Annotated in this window: 17 protein-coding genes; 7 read left to right on the top strand and 10 right to left on the bottom strand. The window is 66.0% G+C overall.

Going from position 1 to position 15,297, the window contains the following annotated elements; genetic code table 11:
- Positions 1-102 precede the first annotated feature (102 nt).
- From ACE3TQ_RS13290 to ACE3TQ_RS13270, 5 genes are all read left to right on the top strand, one after another.
- Entirely contained in the window at positions 103-3,201 is a 3,099-nt protein-coding gene (locus ACE3TQ_RS13290; protein ID WP_374582717.1) for a diguanylate cyclase, read from the top strand.
- The gene (locus ACE3TQ_RS13285) at positions 3,198-3,374 is read left to right on the top strand and encodes an oxidoreductase-like domain-containing protein (protein WP_374582716.1); all 177 of its coding nucleotides are present in this window, start codon (positions 3,198-3,200) and stop codon (positions 3,372-3,374) included. The genes ACE3TQ_RS13290 and ACE3TQ_RS13285 overlap by 4 nt, the downstream gene beginning before the upstream one ends.
- A gap of 74 nt (positions 3,375-3,448) precedes the next feature.
- A complete protein-coding gene (locus tag ACE3TQ_RS13280) occupies positions 3,449-4,711 on the top strand; it encodes an NRAMP family divalent metal transporter (protein WP_374582715.1) in 1,263 nt (420 codons plus the stop codon).
- Positions 4,712-4,716: 5 nt separating this feature from the next.
- The gene (locus ACE3TQ_RS13275) at positions 4,717-5,043 is read left to right on the top strand and encodes a hypothetical protein (protein WP_374582714.1); all 327 of its coding nucleotides are present in this window, start codon (positions 4,717-4,719) and stop codon (positions 5,041-5,043) included.
- Positions 5,044-5,046: 3 nt separating this feature from the next.
- Complete coding sequence (locus ACE3TQ_RS13270; protein ID WP_374582713.1) at positions 5,047-5,820, top strand: substrate-binding periplasmic protein; 774 nt, start codon at positions 5,047-5,049, stop codon at positions 5,818-5,820.
- Here the strand turns inward: ACE3TQ_RS13270 and ACE3TQ_RS13265 are convergent.
- From ACE3TQ_RS13265 to ACE3TQ_RS13255, 3 genes are all read right to left on the bottom strand, one after another.
- Complete coding sequence (locus ACE3TQ_RS13265; RefSeq protein WP_374582712.1) at positions 5,817-6,683, bottom strand: alpha/beta hydrolase; 867 nt, start codon at positions 6,681-6,683, stop codon at positions 5,817-5,819. The genes ACE3TQ_RS13270 and ACE3TQ_RS13265 overlap by 4 nt on opposite strands.
- A 31-nt stretch (positions 6,684-6,714) precedes the next feature.
- Positions 6,715-7,614, bottom strand: a complete 900-nt coding sequence (gene lpxO, locus ACE3TQ_RS13260) for a lipid A hydroxylase LpxO (protein WP_374582711.1) — start codon at positions 7,612-7,614, stop codon at positions 6,715-6,717.
- Positions 7,615-7,677: 63 nt separating this feature from the next.
- Positions 7,678-8,700: an alpha/beta fold hydrolase gene (locus tag ACE3TQ_RS13255; RefSeq protein WP_374582710.1), complete on the bottom strand. Its 1,023-nt coding sequence runs from the start codon at positions 8,698-8,700 to the stop codon at positions 7,678-7,680.
- 118 nt (positions 8,701-8,818) lie between these two features.
- Here ACE3TQ_RS13255 and ACE3TQ_RS13250 point away from each other — a divergent pair, with 118 nt between their 5' ends.
- Together ACE3TQ_RS13250 and ACE3TQ_RS13245 are read left to right on the top strand one after the other, a co-directional pair.
- Positions 8,819-9,631 carry a helix-turn-helix domain-containing protein gene (locus tag ACE3TQ_RS13250; protein WP_374582708.1) on the top strand — a complete coding sequence of 271 codons (813 nt, stop codon included), beginning with the start codon at positions 8,819-8,821 and terminating at the stop codon, positions 9,629-9,631.
- On the top strand, positions 9,628-9,930 hold the full coding sequence (locus ACE3TQ_RS13245) for a hypothetical protein (RefSeq protein ID WP_374582706.1): 303 nt from the start codon (positions 9,628-9,630) through the stop codon (positions 9,928-9,930). Before ACE3TQ_RS13250 ends, ACE3TQ_RS13245 begins: the two co-directional genes overlap by 4 nt.
- Before the next feature lie 77 nt (positions 9,931-10,007).
- Here ACE3TQ_RS13245 and ACE3TQ_RS13240 read toward each other — a convergent pair whose 3' ends face one another.
- The 7 genes from ACE3TQ_RS13240 to ACE3TQ_RS13210 form a co-directional block, all read right to left on the bottom strand.
- The gene (locus ACE3TQ_RS13240; protein ID WP_374582705.1) at positions 10,008-10,748 is read right to left on the bottom strand and encodes a PEP-CTERM sorting domain-containing protein; all 741 of its coding nucleotides are present in this window, start codon (positions 10,746-10,748) and stop codon (positions 10,008-10,010) included.
- A gap of 122 nt (positions 10,749-10,870) precedes the next feature.
- Positions 10,871-11,092: a type II toxin-antitoxin system MqsA family antitoxin gene (locus ACE3TQ_RS13235; protein WP_374582704.1), complete on the bottom strand. Its 222-nt coding sequence runs from the start codon at positions 11,090-11,092 to the stop codon at positions 10,871-10,873.
- Between the two features lie 150 nt (positions 11,093-11,242).
- Positions 11,243-11,452: a type II toxin-antitoxin system MqsA family antitoxin gene (locus tag ACE3TQ_RS13230; protein ID WP_374582703.1), complete on the bottom strand. Its 210-nt coding sequence runs from the start codon at positions 11,450-11,452 to the stop codon at positions 11,243-11,245.
- Between the two features lie 2 nt (positions 11,453-11,454).
- Positions 11,455-11,757 (bottom strand): type II toxin-antitoxin system MqsR family toxin, encoded by a 303-nt coding sequence (locus tag ACE3TQ_RS13225; RefSeq protein WP_374582702.1) that lies wholly within the window; start codon positions 11,755-11,757, stop codon positions 11,455-11,457.
- A 50-nt stretch (positions 11,758-11,807) separates the two neighbouring features.
- Positions 11,808-12,833 carry a hypothetical protein gene (locus ACE3TQ_RS13220; protein WP_374582701.1) on the bottom strand — a complete coding sequence of 342 codons (1,026 nt, stop codon included), beginning with the start codon at positions 12,831-12,833 and terminating at the stop codon, positions 11,808-11,810.
- A 134-nt stretch (positions 12,834-12,967) separates the two neighbouring features.
- The gene (locus ACE3TQ_RS13215; protein WP_374582700.1) at positions 12,968-13,846 is read right to left on the bottom strand and encodes an SMP-30/gluconolactonase/LRE family protein; all 879 of its coding nucleotides are present in this window, start codon (positions 13,844-13,846) and stop codon (positions 12,968-12,970) included.
- Positions 13,846-15,264 (bottom strand): MFS transporter, encoded by a 1,419-nt coding sequence (locus ACE3TQ_RS13210; RefSeq protein WP_374582698.1) that lies wholly within the window; start codon positions 15,262-15,264, stop codon positions 13,846-13,848. Before ACE3TQ_RS13210 ends, ACE3TQ_RS13215 begins: the two co-directional genes overlap by 1 nt.
- Positions 15,265-15,297 lie beyond the last annotated feature (33 nt).

Below are 15,297 nucleotides of genomic sequence, written 5' to 3'. Positions count from 1 at the left end.
AGCGGCCAACCCCGCATGATACCCGATATCGGCTGCAAAGCGCTTGGAATGGGCCTTAGCGAGGATAAATTATTGCCGAGCTGGAAGCTATAATGTCACTAAATGAATGCTATCCACGCCCGCGGCCGGCACTTAGGCCGCATTTTTTCCGCGCTGCTCCTGCTCGTGGCCAGCTGGACGGCGTGCGCCGCAGCCCCGGCCGCCAGCGAGGCGGGCGCCCCTTCCCTGCGCTTCCGCAAGCTCGGCCCGCTCGGCAATGAAGAACCGTCCATGTTGACGCTGCTGCAAGACCGGCGCGGCTTCATGTGGATCGGCACCCAGTCCAACGGCCTGTACCGCTATGACGGCTACCGCGCCAGCAAGTACCGCAGCAAGGCGGGCGAGCCGCGCAGCCTGCCGCACGACCGCGTGGCGGCCCTGTACGAGGATAGCCAGGGCCGCCTGTGGGCCGGCACCCAGGACGGGTTGGCGCGCTTTAACCCGGAAAGCAACGATTTCACCACGTTTGTGCCGCCGCGGGCGCCCAATAACGGGCGCATCATCAAGGCCATCGTGTCGGACGGCAAGAGCGGCATGTGGCTGGCCACCTGGGGCGGCCTGCAGCACTTCGAGCCGGCCAGCGGCAAATTCACTCTGCATGTGCACGACCCGGCGCGCCCCGCCAGCCTGGCCGGCAACGACTTGAACGCGCTGGCGGTGGATGGGCGCGGCGGCGTCTGGGCCGCCACCTGGCCCGGCGGGCTGGATTACCTGCCGCCCGGCGCCAGCGATTTCGAGCACCGCCGCGTCGACAAGGGCAGCGATCCGAATGCGCGCGCCAATATCGTGCGCGCCCTGCACCTGGACCGCGAGGGCATGCTGTGGATCGGCACCGAGGGCGGCGTGCTGCGCTGGGACAGCAGCACGCCGTGGGAGCGGCGCGAACAGGTCGCGGCGCCCGACAGCCGCATCACCAGTTTCTACCGCGACAGTGATAACACCTTGTGGGCGACCACCTTGTCGGCCGGCCTGCTGCGCTGGAATGCGGCGCGCCAGCGCTTCGACCGCTACAGCCACAACAGCGACGACCCGCATTCGCTGCCCGGCGACAACCTGCGCGCCGTGGTGCAGGACCGCGGCGGCATGCTGTGGCTGGCCTCGTACACCGATGGCATTGCCCTGGTCAACCTGGGCAGCGCGGGCTTTACGCGCCACCTGCCCTACCGCCTGGATGGCAGCCAGGGCCGCGTCAACAACGCCCTGCTCAGCCTGGCGAGCGGGCCGCAGGGCACGCTCTGGATGGGCGGCAGCCTCGGCATCGGCCAGTTCGACCCGGCGCGCGGCGCCGTGCTGCGCCAGTACCAGGCCGACGGCAAGGCGGGCTCGCTCAGCAACAACATCATCTACAGCCTGTACCAGGAAGACGGCGGCCCCTTGTGGGTAGGCACGGCCAACGGCCTGAACCGGCTGGACCCGGCCAGCGGCAAGTTCCGCCACCTGCGTTTCGGCAACACGGCGAGCGATTTCATCAACGCGATTGCGCCCGGCAGGGGTGGCGTGCTGTGGCTGGGCACGGGCAACAGCCTGGTGCGCTACGACAAGCGGCGCGACCGCTCCACCCTGTTCTTCCACGACCCGCACGACGCGCACAGCCGCAGCGTGGGCGGCACCAGCGTGGTGCTGGAAGACCGCAAGGGCCGCGTGTGGATGGGCTCGGAATTCAATGGCGGCGGGCTCGACCTGCTGGACCCGGCCAGCGGCAAGTTCCGCCACTTCCGCGCCGGCGGCCCGGAAGGCATGATCGACGACAATGTCACCGCCCTGCATGAGGATGCCAGCGGCGTGCTGTGGGTCGGCAGCGCGCGCGGCCTGATGCAGCTGGACGAGCTGGCCGACGGCAGCCTGCGCCTGCGCTCGCACGCGGCGGCCGTGCAGCACCAGAAAACGCTGTCGATCCAGAGCGACGCCAAGGGCAGGATCTGGGTCAGCACCTTGGCCGGCCTGTTCCGCTTGAACCCCGGCAACGGCTCGGCCCAGCTGTACACCGTGGCCGACGGCATGACCGGCGGCTATACCACCAACGCTTCGGCGCGCGGCGCCAACGGCCAGCTGTATTTCGGCGGCGTGCACGGCATGACCGGCGTGCAGCCGGAACAGGTGCGCAGCGCCTCGGTGCCGCCGCAGGTGGCGCTGACCGACATCAAGCTGTTCAACCAGTCGCTGAGCGAAGGCCGCTTCCGCGACCAGGCCCGGCTGGAAGGCCCGCTGACGGCGCCGACCGGCCTGGTGCTGTCCTCGCAGGCGACCGCCTTCACGATTGAATTTGCCGCGCTGCACTTCACCGAACCGTCGCACAACCGCTACGCCTACCAGCTGGAAGGCTTCGACCCCGACTGGCAGGAAACCGACGCCGAACGGCGCGTCGCCACCTACACCAACCTCGATCCGGGACGCTATGTGTTCCGCGTGCGCGCCGCCAACCACCACGGCCTGTGGAGCACCGAAGCCGCCACCTTGCAGGTCACCATCACGCCCCCGTTCTGGCAAACCACCTGGTTCCGCCTGGCGGCGGCCGGCATGGTGCTGGGCACGCTGTGGAGCCTGTACCACTGGCGCATCCGGCGCCTGACGCGCCACCAGGCCGAGCTGGAACAGCTGGTCACGGCCCGCACCGCCCAGCTGGAAGAATCGAACCGCAAGCTGGAAGCGCTCAGCATGACCGACGGCCTGACCGGCGTCAGCAACCGGCGCGGCTTCGACCTGGCGCTGCAGGCCGAATGGCGGCGCGCCGCGCGCACCGGCCAGCCGCTGGCCCTGTCCATGCTCGACGTCGATTACTTCAAGAAATACAACGACCGCTACGGCCACCTGGCCGGCGATACTACGCTGCGCGCCGTGGCCGCGCTGATCACCGAACACGGCCGGCGCAGCTCGGACCTGGTGGCACGCTACGGCGGCGAGGAATTCGCCCTGCTGTCGGTCGCCACCGCCGGCGCCGACGCCCTTGGCGTGGCGCACGCCATCTGCCAGGAACTGGCGCGCCTGCAGCTGCCGCACGACGCCTCCCCCTTCGGCCATGTCACCATCTCGATTGGCGTGGCCGTCCTCGTGCCAAGCGAGCACAGCCGCCCCGAACAACTGCTGCGCCTGGCCGACGAAGCCCTGTACCGCGCCAAGCAGCGCGGCCGCAACCAAGCCCAGCTCGCCATCGAAGAATCATGAACGACCAGCAACCCGACCCCAAGCCCCAGCCCCCAGTCGAGCCCGGCCCCGACGACTGCTGCCACAGCGGCTGCACCTGGTGCGTGCTCGACCTCTACTACGAAGACCTCGAGCGCTACCGCACCGCCCTCGCCGCCTGGGAGAAAAAATGGGGACGTACCCCATTTAATTAGCAACATTCTCGAAGAGAATGTTTCAAATTAAATGGGGTACGTCCCCATTTTTTCGGTCGTGCTAGCATCGGGGCATGGAACAGCAGGGTCAATCTTGGCTGGGGAAGCTGGGGCCGGGCCTGGTGGCGGGGGCGGCGGATGATGATCCTAGCGGCATCGCTACCTATTCGCAGGCGGGGGCGCAGTTTGGCTTCGGCATGCTGTGGCTGGTGCTGTTTACCTATCCGCTCATGGTCGGCATCCAGGAAACCAGCGCGCGTATCGGCCGCACCAGCGGGCGCGGGCTGGCGGCCAATATGCGCCTGTATTTCCCGCCTTGGCTGCTGTATGGCATGGTCTCGCTCCTGCTGTTCGCGAATACCATCAATATCGCGGCCGACCTGGCGGCCATGGGCGATGCGCTGCGCCTGGTGGCGGGCGGCCAGGCCCATTGGTATGCGCTGGGCTTTGGCGTGCTGTCGGTCTTGCTGCAGGTGTTCGTTCCTTACCAGCGCTATGCGCATCTGCTGAAGTGGCTGACCCTGGCCCTGCTGGCGTACGCGGCGACGGTGCTGGTGATCGAGGTGCCGTGGCGCGAGGTGGCGCTGCGCACCGTGTCGCCGCAGCTGGCCTGGGATAAGGCTTACCTGACCACCATGGTGGCGGTGTTCGGCACCACCATCAGTCCTTACCTGTTTTTCTGGCAGGCGTCGCAGGAGGTGGAGGAGCTGCACGCCGATCCGCTGGCACAGCCGCTGAAGCGGGCGCCGCCCCAGGTGCGGCCGCAACTGCGCCGCATCAAGCTCGATACGGCGGTGGGCATGGGCTTTTCCAATGCGGTGGCGTGGTCGATCATGCTGACCACGGCGGTGACCCTGCATGCGCATGGCATCTTCGAGGTGCAGTCGTCGGCGCAGGCGGCGGCTGCGCTGCGGCCGATCGCGGGCGAGCTGGCGTTTGCGCTGTTCGCGCTGGGCATCGTCGGCACCGGCTTGCTGGCGATCCCGGTGCTGGCCGGTTCGGCGGCGTACGCGGTGGCGGGGGCGTTCAAGTGGCGCAGCAGCCTTGACCTGCAGCCGCTGGCGGCGCGCAAATTCTATGCGATTATCGTGGCGGCGACCCTGGCCGGCGTGGGCATCGGTTTCCTGCCGCTCGATCCGATGCGGGCGCTGTACTGGAGCGCGGTGGTGAACGGTGTGGTGGCGGTGCCGGTGATGGCGGTGACCATGCTGCTGTCGACCCGGCGCGGGGTGATGGGCGCGGTGGTGCTGTCGCGCCGCCTGCGCTGGCTGGGCTGGTCGTGCACGCTGGTGATGGCGCTGGCGGTGCTGGCCATGTGCGCCAGCATGGTAAGCTAGCGCGCATGGACAAACGACACTTCCTGCTGGCCCTTGCGGCCTTTATTTCCCTGCCGGCGCTGGCCGAACAGGAACCGCGCCCTTTCCCGCCGAACGCCAAGCGCGGCAAGATGTCGCCGGGCTATGCGCCGGACATCTACATCGACGGCAAACTGCGCCAGCTGTCGCCGGCGGCGCGCATCGTCAGCGATGACAATATGACCATCACGCCGGGTTCGCTGCGTGAGAAGGACGTCGTCGTCAACTACACCGAAGACATGAACGGCTATATCGACCGGGTCTGGATCCTGACGCGCGAGGAAGCGCGCCTGCGTGCGCCGAACGCGCGTTAAGCAATGGTTCGCTCCACCCTCCTCCTGGCGCTGTGCGGCGCGTTTGCCGGCGCACCTGCCGCCGCCAACACCACCGTCAAAGCCTACAACAGTTACGGCGGCGCGCCTTATCTGGAGGGCAAGCGCGGCCTGGCGCCGGAACTGGTGGCCTACGTCAACCGCAAGCTGGAGGGCCGCTACCAGCTGCAGCTGGTGAACCTGACGCGGCGCGACCTGAACCAGCTGATGGAGGCGCCGGGCGGCTTTGACGGCGTGGCGCTGTTCCTGGCGCCCATCTTCATCGGTGATGTGCCGCAAAAGCGCTTCCATTGGAGCCCGCCCTTCCTGGAGGACAGCAACGCTATCGTCTCGCGCCTGGAAAATCCGGTGCGTTACGAGGGGCCGTCCTCGCTGGTGGGGCTGCGCTTTGCCGGCATCTACGGCAACCGCTATCCGGGCATCGATGAATTCGTGGGCAAGGGTATCCCGCGCAGCAATGCCTACGATGCAATGAGCAACCTGCGCCGCCTGGTGCGCGGCGAGGCCGATTTCACGGTGATGCCGCTCAGCTCTTTCCGCTACCTGCGGCGCCAGATGGATAGGGAAAAACTGCCGGTGGGGCAGCTGCATGTGGGCGACAAGCCGTTCAACCAGTTCGGCCGCCACTTTGTGCTGGCGCCGGGCGACAGCGAGCTGGCGCGCGAACTGGACCGCATTGCGGCGGCCATGCCGTGCGACCGCGAGTGGCGCCGCATCGCGCAGCGCTACCACTTCCCGCTGGCGACGGGCTGCCGCTAGCGCAGGCTGTCGAGGAATGCCTGCACGGCGCCGGTGTAAGCCGGGTCGGCGCCCAGCTGCAGGTTGATTTCGCGGTGGCTCTTGTCCTGTTCCAGCACTTCGGCGCGCGCGCCCGTGGCCTGCACGCGGCGCGCAAAGTCGTGCGCCTGGCGGCAGGCGCGGTCGCGCTGGCTGGAGCACACCAGCAGGAAGGGCTGTGCGCCCGGGCGCAGCGCGTGCAGCGGCGAGACCTTGCGCCAGAAGGCGGGGTCGGCGCCGAACGCTTCGTCGTACAGGCGCATGTGGCGCTGTTCCATGATGTCCGGCACGTCCAGCGCGCCGCTGTCGAGGGCCACCGTGCCGAGCCAGCTGCTGCCGGGCGCCAGCGCCGGATCGGCCGCCAGCAAGGCCACCAGGTGGGCGCCGGCCGAATGCCCCATCAGCACGAAGCGGCGCGGGTCGGCGTTCCATTCGCGCGCCTTGGCCTGGGCGGCCGCCAGCGCCAGCGCCACATCCTGCGCCTGCTGCCATGGGTCGGCGTCCGGCAGCATGCGGTAATTGATGGAGATGAAGACGTAGCCGCGCCCGGTGAAGTACGGCGCCTTGTGCTGCACCACCGCCGTTTCGGCCTTGCCGCCGGTGCGCCAGCCGCCGCCATGCACCATGAAGATGACCGGCGCGCCGGACGCCTGCTGCGCCGGCAGGTGGACGTCGAAGCGCTGGCGTGGGTCGCTGCCGTAAGGGATGTCGCGCAGTACGGACGCTTCGCTTGCGGCGCGCGCGGCGCGGCGTTCCTGCAGCTTGTCGCGCAGGGGGCCGGCGTGGGAAAGGATGGTTGCGGCACCGAGCACTATGGCCACGGCGCCGCGCAGGTATCGCTGCATGCTGCCTCCTCGGGCGAGGCAGCGCGCTGCCTCAGATGTAGTAGATTGCTGCTGCGAGGCCGATGATAAGGCCAAACTTGGTGATTTTGTATACCGTTTTGTTCCAGGCCTTGAAGGCGCGGCGGTATTTGCCGGCGTAGAAGGAGATGCGGAACAGCTTGGACACCAGGCCAACCTGGTCGCCCTGCTCGTTGGGCGAGGCGGCGGCGGTCATCATGGTGCGGCCGAGGAAGCGGTTGACCGCCTGCGCCCAGCGGTAGCGCATCGGGCGCTCGACGTCGCAGAACAGGATGATGCGGTCGCTCTCGCTGCCGTTGATGGCCCAGTGGATATAGGTTTCGTCGAAGATCACGCCCTGGCCGTCGCGCCAGGAGTGGCGCTCGCCGTCGACGTCGATGAAGCAGCGGTCGTCGTTCGGCGTGGCCAGGCCCAGGTGGTAGCGCAGCGAGCCGGCGAACGGGTCGCGGTGCGGATTGAGCTTGCCGCCCGGCGGCAGCTCGGCGAACATGGCGGCTTTCACCGACGGGATGGCGGCCAGCAGCGCGTAGGTCTGCGGGCACAGTTCCTGGGCCGACGGGTGGCTGGCGTTGTACCACTTCAGGTAGAAGCGCTTCCAGCCGTTCTTGAAGAAGGAGTTGAAGCCGGCGTCGTCGTTCTTCTCGGAGGCCTTGATCTTTTGCAGGCGCAGCAGGTTCTCCGCTTCGGCGCGGATCACTTGCCAGTTATCCTGCAGCGGCTGCAGCTCCTTGAAGGTGTCTACCGGCAGGAAAGGCGTGGACGGCACGCGCGAGAACCAGTGCATGAAGATATTGATCGGCGCCATGAACGACGAGTGGTCGAACAGCTGGCGCCCGATCGGCAGGCGTACCTTGCCACGGAAGTGGATGTGCAATACGGACAATATGTAAAAACCGACAACAGCCCATTTCATCGCAAAACCTCGAACTAGAACCAAACCGGGCATTTTACCCTAGCCCGGCCTGGTCCACCGCCGTCATGCGCGGGCGCGCCACAGGGCCAGCGCTTCCTGCGCCAGCAGTTCGGGGCGCTCCTCCGGCCAGAACAACTTGGCCCCGGCGATGCGGCGCACGCCCTGGCCGTTGCCGAAGGCCTGCTCCAGGTAGTCGGCGCCGCGCGGCAGGAAGATGTCGTCGGCCATGCCCCACAGCACGCGCACCGGCGCAGTGCTGGCCTGCAGGGCGGGCCGGATGCCTTGCAGGACGTTGCGCTCGAGCGCCGTGATATAGCCGTGCAGGCGCTCCGGATGCTCGACCAGCGGGCGCAGGTAAGCCTCGAACACTTCATCGGCCAGCGCGGCCGGTCGGGCGTAGCACAGGCCACCCAGGCCTTCGGCGGAGCGCGCCTTGTCCTTGTCGGCCAGCCAAGGTTCCAGCCACTCGCTGGCGAAGCGGCCCTGTTTGGCCAGGTCGATCACCGGCAGCATGGCCGGCGGCGGGCAGTCGATCTCGGTGTCGCAGTTGGCCAGCAGCAGGCTGCGCACGCGCTGCGGGTAGCGCACCAGGAAAATCTGCGCCACGGCGCCGCCGCTGTCGCTGGCAATCATGTCAACCTTGCCTACGCCCAGCTGGTCCAGCAGCTCGGCCAGCATGGCGGCCTGGCTGTCCGGGTCGAGCCTGGCGCCGGCCGCCGGCTCGCTGTGGCCCAGGCCCAGGAAGTCGGGGGCGATGCAGCGCCGGTGCGGCGCCAGGCGCGCCACCGCGCCGCGCCACTGGAAGCTGTTCAAGGGCAGTCCGTGCAGGAACAGGGCCGCTTGCGGGTCCTTGCCGCGTTCCACCACGGCGATGCGGCCAACGCTGGTCGGCACCATGCGGCGCGCCGCATGCCAGGCGCGCGCGTCACGCGCCGCCACCGCCCGTGCGGCAGCTTCAGCCCGCGTCAGCCCCGCGCCGTGGCCGGCCGGCGCGGCCTGCCCGGCGCTGGCGAAATGGGCGGCGAGCGCCCCGCTGCTGGCGAGGGCGGAGGAAAAGGCAAATTTCAGGAAGTCGCGGCGCATCATGGCAAATCTCCTTCAGGGCAGTGGTTTGGATGGAGTGCATGATGGGCGCGCCGCAGGCGGAAAGCCATTACCTGCGAGGTCATGGAAGCGCGGCGGCGAAACTTGCTACCATTGCCACATGAACGCAAACACCCCCATCGCCCACGTCGGCGCCCTGCTGCGCGAATGGCGCTCCGCCCGCCGCCTGAGCCAGATGGACCTGGCGCTGGACGCCGGCGTCTCCACCCGCCACTTGAGCTATATCGAGACCGGCAAGGCCCAGCCCAGCCGCGAGATCCTGGCGCGCATCGCCGACACGCTGGAGATGACGCTGCGCGACCGCAACGCCCTGCTGGTGGCGGCCGGCTACGCGCCGCGCTACACGGAATCGGCCCTGGCCAACCCGGACCTGGCGCCGATGCGGCGCGCCATCGAGGCCATGCTGAAGCAGCAGGAACCCTACCCCGCCTTCCTCATGAACCGGCACTGGGACATCGTGATGGCGAACGACGCCGCGCTGCGCATGAACCGCTGGCTGCTGGCGGGGCGCGACAGCCCGCACCGCAACATGCTGCACAACGTGTTCGACCCGCAGGATCTGCGCGGCGCACTGGCCAACTGGGAGGAAGTGGCCAGCCACCTGCTGGCCCACCTGCACAAGCTGGTGGCCAGCGCGCCCAGCGACCAGCGCGCACGCACGCTGCTGGATGAAGTGCTGTCCTACCCCGGCGTGCCGCAGCAATGGCGCCAGCGCGACCTGCGCGCGGTGCCGGCACCGCTGCTGGAAACCGTGTTTGAACGAGATGGCCAGCGCGTGGCCTTTTTCTCCACCATCACCACCTTCGGCACCCCGCGCGACGTGACGCTGGAGGAGCTGCATGTGGAATCCTGCTTCCCCACCGACGAAGCCAGCGCCACCTTCTGCCGCGCGCTGGCGGGAGGACAGCCATGAACGAATACATTTTCCTGATGTTCGGCGACGCCGCCGACGCCGGAATGGCCGATGACGGCGCCCTGTGGGACGCCTACATCTCGCGCCTGCAAGCGAGCGGCCAGTTCGACGGCGGCAGCGCCATCGGCGCCGGCCTGCGCTGCAGGAAAGGCAGCGACACCCAGCCCGCCCCGCCCGGCTGCACCGGCTTTATCCGCCTGCGCGCGGAAAGCCTGGCTGCCGCCCAGGCCCTGCTGGCCGGGAATCCAGTGTACGAAGCGGGGGGAACGGTGGAAGTGCGCGAGCTGCCCCACACGTAACGCGCCGCACGAGAGAATCAGCCAGCCCCTATGGCCACGCAGCGGACTCTTCGTCGCCCGAGCACTGGATCAAGTGCTTAGCGGATGCCGTGGGCACGATTCTGGGGAGAGCGTCGGAAGATCAGTGCCGCCAAACCGGCGATCATCAACAACGATGTCGTCGGCTCGGGAACTGTACCTACCGTTGCGGCAAATTTGCCGGACCAGTACTCCGATTCAACCACTAAGTCGCCTGCGTCACGAAGCTGGAAAACATCCCACGAATTAAAGAAATTCCGTTCGGTGAAGATACCCTCGCTCCAAATGCGACGAGCAAAGTTGAGATCAGATGTGGGGCTCGCAGAAGGTCCTGCTCCTTCAAAACGAAACTGGTAATTGCTAGTCAAGCTTGCTTGGTAGCTGCCCGTATCGTTCGTATAGAACTCGGTCTTGCCCTGCAAAAAAGTGAACCAGCCAAAGTAACTGCCATCCGGCCTATTGAATAAAGAGACACTCAATTGATTGGTGATCGGCGATGCACTTTGAAATCGTGAGTTGAACGCATTGATGTAGGGTGACTCAAGGCCGGAGAAGTCCGCCTGGTACCTGCACATAGAGCCTGCATATTCTGGGAACTGCCATTCAACACACTTAGATTTCGCAAGTACGAAATTCGATGACATGCTTCCGGCAAAAGGAATGCCCGATCCATCGACGTATTTTCCATTCACCGAGTGCCGGACTTCCCTGACCTCAATATTGGCAAAAATCCCGGCGTGAGCAGGAAAAACGGTGGAGGTCAGTATGAGAGTGAGCGACAACTTTGGAACAAGGTTCATGAGCAAATGCGATAGCAATTAGGGTGCTATCGCTTATGCAACATTCATACCATCGATAATATTCTTTAAGAATCAGCCCTTTAAACTTAGCAGGTTAAATTTATGTAAATATTTTCGACAACTTAGCTGCCGACGCCCCCTTCCAGCGCGTCCACCTCTTGCTGAAACTGCCGCATCGCTTTGCCTACCCGCATAGTTTCTGCATCCGACATAATCAACTCGCCGCATGAGTTGCAGAAGTCCCCTTCAACATTAGGAATGAAGGTAGACGCACTCTTGTAAGAAAAAGGCATATCTCGCGTTGCATGAATCAGCGTCGCTTCACCGCAAACTGGGCATAACATAAAAAGGCTCCTGCACCTATTAACGAAGCCAATGTAACAGATTGCCACGAAACTTCACGCCTCCTGCGGAGGCAGCCGAAACAGCCCGTGGAAGGAATAGCGAATTGCAGCCGCGATTAGATAGCAGTGGTCCGCAGATCGCTCCCCCCTCTACACCAATCGTTGTTCAAAGCGCTGCTGAAGCTCTTGCAATGCAGACCCAACACGATCGGTTTCGCCCTCGGCCAAAATCATTTCGCCGCAAGCTTCGCAAAAGTCCCCGGAAACGTCAGCAACCATTGAATGCTGATCCTTGAATTCCAGCGCAACATCACGAACAACTCGCCGCAACTCCGCGCGTCCGCAGAAAGGACACTTCATGCTCAAAGCTCCTTAAACGAAATGATCAGAACGTCATCAATGACTGTCAATTTCACGTATGCCGCACGTCCAGTTCGTGTGCGTCCGTGGTAAACATCTTGCCAGACTCTATGATCGGCAGAACTGGTCATACTCTTGTGAAAATCATTGCGCGACAGGGAAAGCACGACCTCGCACATGCCTCGCAAGCTGTAGATTTCTAGCGTCCCCGCACCGGTCGAGGCAGACAGCGTAGCGCGTACCCTTCCAGCCCGGACCAAATCGTGGACGAAAGACAGCTTCCAATGTGGAGTCCGCTTTTCCATCGCCTCACCCCTAAATTACACCAATCCTGCCCCTCGTGCCGGATGGGCACTCAGTGCAGCGTGTGGGCCGGCTCGGCGCCTTCGTAGGTATCCCATGGCCAGATCAGCCCAGCCGGTGTGGCGCGCTGCTGCACGATGGCGGCCGACAAGGTGTCGTCAATGGCCTCGACCAGGGCGGCTTCGTGCGCCAGCGCGGGGTGCGCGAGGTCGGGCGTCTCCACGAAGGGGCGCTCTTCCCGGCACGCCATGATGGCGGCGCGTTCGCGCATCACTTGCGAATGATTGAAGAGCCAGTAGAGGAAGCGCTGCGCTTCCCCCTTGCCATCCCATACGCTGCCATAGACGTCCAGGTAGCGCGCGGCGGCATCGGGGCTTTCGCGCCAGTGGTAATGCGCGATGGGCAAGGCGTTGGGCGGCGTTCCGGTCGAGAGCAGCATCGCAATATAGGGATTGGCCGCGATGCCGCGCCGGAATGCCGTCGCGGCGGCCACCAGCTGGCGCTCATTGAACAGGACTAAACCCAGCTCATAGCAGAACGGCGGGTATTCATGCGCATAGTCGCGGAACAGGTGGCGCGCCGTCTCCGTGTCGCCCGCGCGCAGCGCCTCATGCCCCGCCGAGAAACGGACTGCGGCGCCATCGCTCGGGTCCAGCGCGAGGATCCGGGCCGCTTGCGCGGCGGCCTCCTTATGCTGGCGCATGCCGCACAGGCAAGTCACCACGGTGCGCATCAAGGTCAGGTAGGAACGGTTGCCTTCGTGTTCCCACGGGATGCGCCCGGCGAATCCGGGCGGCAGCAAGGCGCTGGCCACGGCGATACCTTTGCGCGCCAGCTTCAGCGCCTTGGCGGGCTTGCCGGTCATCAGGTACAGGGAAGCGAGGGCGTCGTAGGGGTCGAGGTAGGCGGGCGTCTGGCTGATGCAGCGCTCCAGGATGGATGCCATGCGCTTGTCGCTGATGCGCTGCTTGTCGAGCGGCGCCAGCAACTCCAGGAACTGCTCGATCGCGATTTGTTCCGCCTCGTCGGCGCCGGTGAAAGCGCCCGAGCCGTCGTTGTAGACTTCGAATCTCATCATCGCCCCCACGGGTTGAAGTAGTAGGGGCGATTGTAGGCAGCGATCTGCCGCCCTGCGGCGCCGCGGCGGCGTCATTGCGCCAGGCTTTGCGCTGCATCAAAGGTGCGGCGCGGCGAATCCGCAACAGGCGCCGCTCAGGCGGCGAACGGGACTTCCGCCACGCCTTGCGCGCCGGGGCGCAGCAGCAGCACGCTGCCGGGCCAGCCGTCGGCCGCGTGGCCAGGGTCGATGGAGGTCACCAGCAAGGTATCCAGCGCCGGGCCGCCGAAGCTGCACATGGAGGGCTTGGCGAACGGCAGCGCGATCTCGCGGTCGAGTGCACCGGCTGGCGTGAAGCGCTGCAGCAGGCCGCCGTCGTTGGCGCAGCTCCAGTAGCAGCCGTCGGCATCGACCGCCGCGCCATCCGGGCGGCCTTGCTGCGCGCCGAGGTCGAGGAAGATGCGCTTGTTGTGCGGGACGCCGCTGTCGATGTCGTAGTCGAAGGCCCACACCATGCGCCGCTGCGGGTGCGAATCGGACAGGTACATCACGTCGCCGCGCGGCGAGAAGGCGGTGCCGTTCTGCGTCAGCAGGCCGGACACGAAAGGCGCCGACAGCCCGCCTTCGGCGCTATAGCGGTACAGCTTGCCGACGGCGCGCGCCGCCGCCATGTCCATGAACATGGTGCCGGCCCAGAAGCGCCCCTGGCGGTCGCAGCGGCCGTCGTTGAAGCGCATGCCGTCGAACAGCTCCGATGCCGGCGGCGCAGCCAGGCGCTCGGCCGCCACGCTGCCATCGCCATTCAGCGCCAGGCGGAAGATGCCACTCTCCATGCCCGCCACCAGGCCGCCGCGCGCGGCCGGCGTGATGCAGGCCGCCATCTCCGGCACCTCCCAGTAGCGCGTGGCGCCGCTGGCGTAGTCCAGGCGCCAGATGCGGCGCGCCGGGATATCGACCCAGTACCACGCGCCTTGCGCCGCGTGCCAGGTGGGGCTCTCGCCCACCGTGCAGTGAACTCCGCTGACTTTTTCCATTACAGGTCCGTGATTTCCTTATGCGCCGGCACCAGCGCCTTCATGATGCACCATGCCAGCAGGTAGGCCAGCGCGCAGAAGGTGAACATGATCATGTAGCCGGTCTGGATCTGGCCCAGGGCGTTGTAGTGGTCGAACAGCCTGCCGGCCACCTTGGTGATCAACACGCCGCCCAGGCCACCGGCCATGCCGCCGATACCGACCACGGAACCGACGCTATGCTTGGGGAACATGTCGGACACGGTGGTGAACAGGTTGGCCGACCAGGCCTGGTGCGCCGAGGCGCCAATGCCGATCAGGATCACCGGCACCCACACGCCCAGATAGCCGAAGGGCTGCGCCAGCAGCACCGCCAGCGGGAAGAAGGCGATGGTCAGCATGGCGCGCATGCGGCCGTGGTAGACGCTGGCGCCGCGGTTGATGAAGTAGGCCGGGAACCAGCCGCCGCCAATCGAACCGACCATGGTCATCGAATACAGCACCGCCAGCGGGACCACCATTTCCGTCGTCGTCATGCCGTACTGCGCCGCCATGAACTTGGGCAGCCAGAACAGGAAGAACCACCACACGCCGTCGGTCAGGAATTTGCCGGCCGTGAAGGCCCAGGTCTGGCGGTAGGCCAGCAGCTTGAACCAGGATGCCTTGCGCGGCGCTGGCGCGGCGCTGGCGGCGGCCGGCGCGGCGACGGCATCGGCCGCATCGCTGTTGATGTAATCGAGTTCTGCGCGCGACAGGCGCTTCTGGCGCGCCGGGGTTTCGTAGAAGTGCAGCCAGAAGCCCATCCACACGAATCCGACTGCGCCGATGACGATGAAGGCGGCCTGCCAGCCCCAGGCCTCGGCGATCATCGGCACCGTGATCGGCGCCAGGATCGCGCCGATATTGGCGCCGGAGTTGAAGATGCCGGTGGCGAAGGAGCGCTCCTTCTTGGGGAAGTATTCGGCGGTGGCCTTGATGGCGGCCGGGAAGTTGCCGGCCTCGCCCAGCGCCAGCACGGCGCGGCCCACCATGAAGCCGGCCACCGAAATGGGCACGGCGGCCAGGCCGACCGCCACGAACAGGTTGCTGACGGCGGTGCCGATCGCCACCGAATAGGCGTGCAGGATGGCGCCGAACGACCACACCACAATGGCCAGCACGAAGGCACGGCGCGTGCCCATCCTGTCGATCACGCGGCCGGCGAACAGCATCGAGATCGCGTACACGAACTGGAACACGGCGGCGATATTGGCGTAGTCGGTGTTCGACCAGTTGAATTCCCTGGACAGCGCGGGCGCCAGCAGCGACAGCACCTGGCGGTCCAGGTAGTTGATGGTGGTGGCGAAGAACAGCAGGCCACAGATGGTCCAGCGGTACTTGCCGATGGCGGCAGGCGGCGCGTCGGCCAGGCCGACGGCTTGCGGGTTGTGCTGATTCATAGTTTTAATATCAGTCAAAGCGGCCGGTGTCTC

Origin of the sequence: Pseudoduganella sp. (assembly GCF_041914865.1) — a bacterium.
Taxonomy (GTDB): Bacteria; Pseudomonadota; Gammaproteobacteria; order Burkholderiales; family Burkholderiaceae_D; genus Rugamonas.
This window is presented reverse-complemented; position numbering and strand designations above follow the sequence as displayed.